A 5563-nucleotide genomic window follows, 5' to 3' on the forward strand; every position below is an offset into this window, starting at 1 on the left:
ACTGTGTGGAGCCGCAACCGGCTCCCGACAAGCATCGGATAGAGCAGATTGTCGATGCCGGCGACGACGCCGCCGCCCCAGATGGTCAGGATCGCTGCGCTTGCCCAAGACCCTTCCAGTGCGAGATAGATCGCTGCCGGCACCCAGATCACGAATGCGCCGAGCACTGGCACGATGGCAAGAAGTCCCATTACCAGGCCCCAGAAGACCGGCGTGGGCAGGCCGAGCCACCAGAACATCAGGCCGCCCAGCGTTCCCTGCACAGCGGCGACAAAAACGGTGCCTATCAGGATCGCATGTACCGTCTCGGCAAGGCGCGACAGCATGTATGCCGTCTCCGGTGCACGCAGGGGCGAGAGACGCTCGATCCCCCGCAGGGCGGATTCACGGTCCCGCAGAAAATAGAACAGCAGATAGAAAGTCAGCACGAACATCACGGCCTGATTGATCGAGCCGCGCAATAGCGATGTGCTTTGTCCCGTCAGCCATTGCACAAATGCGGCGACCGTGCCGGCCGGATCGAGTTGGTTCTCAACCCACTGGGCAACCGCCGAAAGCCTGGGATAGCCCGACACGAAGGCATCTGTGTTCCAACCCCGGATGACCTCCTCCAGATAGGTGGCGCCGTTTACCGCCTCGCGAACAAGCTGCTGTGCCACGAAGATGAGCGGCAGGCCGACTGCAACCGCCGCGATGCTGACTGACATCAGTGCAGCCAGGTTTTGGTTCCTGAGCCTTTCCTCGACCCGTCGATGAGCCGGATACAGGACGATTGCCAACACCAGCGCCCACGTCAATGCGGGCAAAAAAGGCAACGCCAAGAGATAGCAGACATACAGACCGATCGCCGTCGCGGCCACGATGCCGAGCAATCTCATTTGTTTCATATCGGGCATCTGTTTCAGGTCGGGCACCTCTCGCCGTCTCGCAAACCAAGCGAGCCTAGTGGATTTCCCGACAAAATGGCAGCTTCCGTTGCCGCACCGCTACGGCTAGGCCGCTGTGGAATATGACGACGATGGCACGGACATTTTCTCGCTCATTGGGCTGATTATGCCGGCTGGGCACCCGTACCCGATGCCAGCACCGCGGCCTGCCCGGTCGTGGATGCTCTGACCTACGGCGGTTCTACAGCTCGCTCGCGAACTCGCAGCTTCACAGGACCAATAGAAAAAAGGCCGGACTGTTAAGGTCCGGCCAGGCATGAAGGTTTAAAACCTCCAGAGGGGAACGCGCCGGACGCAATGGGAGGAAAACATCCGACGCAGTGCGTATATGGGTCGCCTCGGTTGACGCTTCAACGAGATGTGGTGGGCCACATCAGCCGCTCCATAGAGCCACATCCGAAGATTCATCGTCACGGTCTGCGGCAGCTTCGATTGCCGCTGACGAACAGGCGCGCATGCCGCGCGACCTCGCTACCGGCGCTCTACAGATTCCGCCAGATGGCGAGGACACGGGAAAGGCCGGCGTTAGCTCGCCATCCTTGCTGCGGCTTTCGCAGACTGTTTTGGATCTCCCGGAAGCCGCTGAACGGCGACCGAGATAAATCGTGGCAGCTATTGGCATAGCCGCCACGACAAGGGTCTCACCAGCCTAGTCGATGTCGAAGGATACGCCTTGGGCCAGCGGCAGCGCCTTGGAATAGTTCACCGTGTTGGTGGCGCGCCGCATGTAAGCCTTCCAGGCATCGGAGCCCGACTCGCGGCCGCCGCCGGTCTCCTTCTCGCCACCGAAGGCACCACCGATCTCGGCCCCCGATGTGCCTATGTTGACGTTGGCGATGCCGCAGTCGGACCCGTCGACGCCGAGGAAGCGCTCGGATTCCTGCAGGTCGCGGGTGAAGATCGACGACGACAGCCCCGCTCCGACCGCGTTGTGCTCGTCGAGCACGGCGTCGAAATCCGAGTACTTCATCACATAGAGGATCGGCGCGAAGGTCTCTTCCGTCACCGGCGAGACCTGCTTGGGCATCTCGACCAGCGCCGGACGAACGTAATAGGCGTCGGGATGGCCATTGTCGACCCGCGTGCCGCCGGTCACCTTGCCGTCGTGAGCGGCGGCTTCCTTCAACGCGTTCTGCATGCTGTCGAAGGCTGCCTTGTCGATCAACGGTCCGACCAGCGCGGATGTCTCCAGCGGATTGCCGACCGAGACGCTTTCATAGGCCTTCTTGAGGCGCGGAACAAAGGCATCATAGATGCTCTCATGCACGAACAGGCGCCGCAGCGTCGTGCAGCGCTGCCCGGCCGTGCCCATGGCGCCGAACGCAATGGCGCGCAAGGCCATGTCGAGATCGGCCGTCGGGCAGACGATGCCGGCATTATTGCCGCCGAGCTCCAGCACAGCGCGCGCAAAGCGTTTTGCCAGCCGCGGACCGACATCCCTGCCCATGCGGGTCGAGCCGGTGGCCGAGACCAGCGGCACCTTGGGATGGTCGACCAGAATTTCGCCGACGGCGCGATCGCCGATCAGCACCGACGTCAAACCTTCCGGAGCATCGCCGAAACGCTCTGCCGCACGCTTGAAGATCGCCTCGCAGGCGAGCGCCGTCAGCGGCGTCTTTTCCGAGGGCTTCCACACCACAGCGTCGCCGCAGACCAGCGCAAGCGCCGCGTTCCACGACCACACCGCGACCGGGAAGTTGAAGGCCGAAATCACGCCGACGACGCCCAGCGGGTGCCAGGTTTCCATCATGCGATGACCGGGCCGCTCGGTGGCGATGGTCAGGCCGTAGAGCTGGCGCGACAGGCCGACGGCGAAATCGCAGATGTCGATCATTTCCTGCACTTCGCCGAGCCCTTCGGACGGAATCTTGCCGACCTCGATCGACACCAGCCGGCCAAGCTCGGCCTTGTGCGCGCGCAGTTCCTCGCCAAGCAGCCGCACCAGCTCGCCGCGCTTCGGTGCCGGCACCAGACGCCAGGCCTGGAAGGCCTTGTGGGCGGCATCGATGGTCTTTGCCGCACCGGCCGGCGAGATCGTCTTCAGCTCGGCGATCTGCTCGCCTGTCACCGGGCTGCGCACGATAAGATCGCCGCCCGAAAGCGCGTCCTCAGCGACACCCAGTTTCGCCAGTAACCCGGCTGTTTCCTTCGCAATCGTCATTTTCTTTCCCTTTCAGAATGCATGTCGCCCAAAAGTGCGCAGCGGTTTTGGGACAACGACATGCATAAAACAAACTTGCCAAAGCCTTGTGCCATGCCGTCCCTGTACCGATCGGCACATCAGGCGCTGTCATGGCGTGGCATTACTCGTTTCAGGGAAAAATCGCCACCCCGGCATGGTCTAAGCCAAGGTCAGACTGTTGAACCAGTGACTCGTTCAGCGCGCTGTCTGCGCGGTTCCCCGCGCGGCGCCTTCCTTCATCAGGCGGTCGATATGCATGCGGATATGGGCGGCCTCGGCTGCCGTGTTGGCAAGAGCGATGGCACGGTCGAAGGCGATGCGCGCCTCCTCGCCACGACCAAGCTGCATCAGCAGGCCGCCTTTGAGGCCGAAGAAATGGAAATAGCCGGAAAGCCTTTGCTCCAACGGCTCGATCATGGCAAGTGCCGCTTGCGGCCCGCGCACCTTGGCGACCGCGACGGCGCGATTGAGCGTCACCACCGGCGACGGCTGCATCTGCTCGAGCAAGCTGTAGAGCAGGTCGATCTCGTTCCAGTCCGTATCCTCGGGCTTCGCCGCCCGCGCATGCAGGGCGGCGATCGCGGCCTGCACCTGGTAGGGACCCGGCTTCTGGTGGCGCAGCGCCTTGTCGACCAGCGCCAGCCCCTCGTCGATCATCTTGCGGCTCCACAGGCTGCGATCCTGGTCTTCGAGCAGCACGATCTCGCCATTCTCGTCGAAACGCGCCGGCGCACGCGCATGCTGGAGAAGCAAAAGCGCCGTCAGGCCCATGATCTCCGGCTCGGTCTGGAACAGTCTAAGCAGCAGCCTGGCCAGCCGGATTGCTTCTTCGCAGAGCGGCGCGCGGGCCGGTGCCTCGCCGCTGTTGGTCGAATAGCCTTCGTTGAAGATCAGGTAGACCATGGCAGCGACGGCGGCCAGTCGTTCGGACCGCTCAACCGCACCCGGCGTCTCGAACGGCACGCCGGCATCGGCGATGCGCGCCTTGGCACGGGTGATGCGCTGCTCCATGGCGCTTTCACCGACGAGGAAGGCGCGGGCAATCTGCTTGACGGTCAGGCCTGAAACGATGCGCAACGCCACGGCGATCTGCTGCGTCGCCGGCAGGTCGGGATGGCAGCAGATGAACAGCAGCCGCAATATGTCATCGCGGTAGTGCGCGCCGTCCAGCCGTTCGGCGATGTCGGTCTCGGCATCTTCCAGGTCGGAGATCTGGTCCTCTTCCGGCAGCGGCGCCTGCTTGGCACGTTTGCGCACCGCGTCGATGCCGCTGTTGCGGCCGACGAAGATCAGCCAGGCTGCCGGATCGCGCGGCGGGCCGTTTGTCGGCCAGTTCTTCAGAGCTCGCAGGCAAGCGTCCTGGAAGGCTTCCTCCGCCGCATCGAGATCGCGGAAGTAGCGCAGCAGCGCGCCCATCGCCTGGGGGCGGGCAGTGCTGATCGCCGTGCTGATCCAGGTAAGGTCGGTCATGCGGAAACCTTGGCGGGATTGAAGAGCGAAACCGGACGTATCTCGTAGGAGCCGCCGCTCGGGTTGACCTCGGAAAGTTCACGCGCAAAGTCGACGGCCTCCTCGAGATCGGCGCATTCGAGGGTGTAGAAGCCGAGGAACTGTTCCTTGGTTTCGGCAAATGGTCCGTCGATGACGACCGCTTCGCCTTTGACCTTTCTTAGGGTTGTCGCAGCGGTTGTCGGCAGCAGCCGCGCGACCGGGCCCAGCCGGCCCGCCTGAGCGTATTTTTCCTGCACGCCCAGGAGTTTTTTCATGACAGCGTCATCTTGCTCCTTGCTCCAGGAGCAGACGACGTCTTCGGAGGCGTAGCAGAGGATCGCGTAAAGCATAGGTCGTCCTTTTCTCTGTCAAAGGACGAAACACTAGGGCCTATCCCGACATGACGTCGACAAAAAATTACGTCCTGCACGGATCACGAAAGCCTGCGGCGGCTCCGTTCGGTTCAGCTCCCCTGCGCCTTCAGCCATCTCAGTACGAGAGCCTCTTCGTCGTCAAGACCGGGTATCGATCGTTTCCGCTTGTTCGCATCCGCTATTTCGCTGAGCAGCCGTCCTTCGGACCAGGCATCGAAAACTTGCGGGTGGATGTAACATCTGCGGCAGATGGCGCGGGTGTTGCCCAGCCGCTCGGCGACCTTGTCGATGAGGCCGTTCATCACCCGCTTCTGTTGTGCCCGGCTTTCCGGTCGTTCGGTTTGCGCAAACAGTGACGCAGCATGGATAGTGCCGCCCCAGGTTCGGAAGTGCTTGGAGCTGAAATCCGCCCCTGCCGTCTCCCTGATGTAGCGGTTGACTTCGTCGGATCGGATCGGTCGCCTGCTTCCGTCGTCGTCGAGATACTGGAACAGCTTCTGGCCCGGCAGATCCTGCGCCCCGCGCACGATCCTGGCGATCCGGCGATCGACGAGCTTCAGCTTCCATTC

4 protein-coding genes and 1 pseudogene are annotated in these 5563 nt (G+C 62.8%); all 5 read right to left on the reverse strand.

Going from position 1 to position 5563, the window contains the following annotated elements:
- Window positions 1-860: AI-2E family transporter (locus tag EOA85_RS26050; RefSeq protein WP_245486009.1), on the reverse strand; the 860-nt coding region annotated here is incomplete at its 3' end.
- A gap of 736 nt (window positions 861-1596) precedes the next feature.
- Window positions 1597-3108 (reverse strand): aldehyde dehydrogenase family protein, encoded by a 1512-nt coding sequence (locus EOA85_RS26055; protein ID WP_127211686.1) that lies wholly within the window; start codon window positions 3106-3108, stop codon window positions 1597-1599.
- 216 nt (window positions 3109-3324) lie between these two features.
- Window positions 3325-4599 (reverse strand): RNA polymerase sigma factor, encoded by a 1275-nt coding sequence (locus EOA85_RS26060; RefSeq protein ID WP_127211687.1) that lies wholly within the window; start codon window positions 4597-4599, stop codon window positions 3325-3327.
- Window positions 4596-4970, reverse strand: a complete 375-nt coding sequence (locus EOA85_RS26065) for a YciI family protein (protein ID WP_029349747.1) — start codon at window positions 4968-4970, stop codon at window positions 4596-4598. The genes EOA85_RS26060 and EOA85_RS26065 overlap by 4 nt, the downstream gene beginning before the upstream one ends.
- A 113-nt stretch (window positions 4971-5083) precedes the next feature.
- Window positions 5084-5563, reverse strand: a pseudogene (locus EOA85_RS26070) (DNA topoisomerase IB); the annotation flags it as partial.

Origin of the sequence: Mesorhizobium sp. M5C.F.Ca.IN.020.29.1.1, assembly GCF_003997375.1 — a bacterium.
Taxonomy (GTDB): Bacteria; Pseudomonadota; Alphaproteobacteria; order Rhizobiales; family Rhizobiaceae; genus Mesorhizobium; species Mesorhizobium wenxiniae.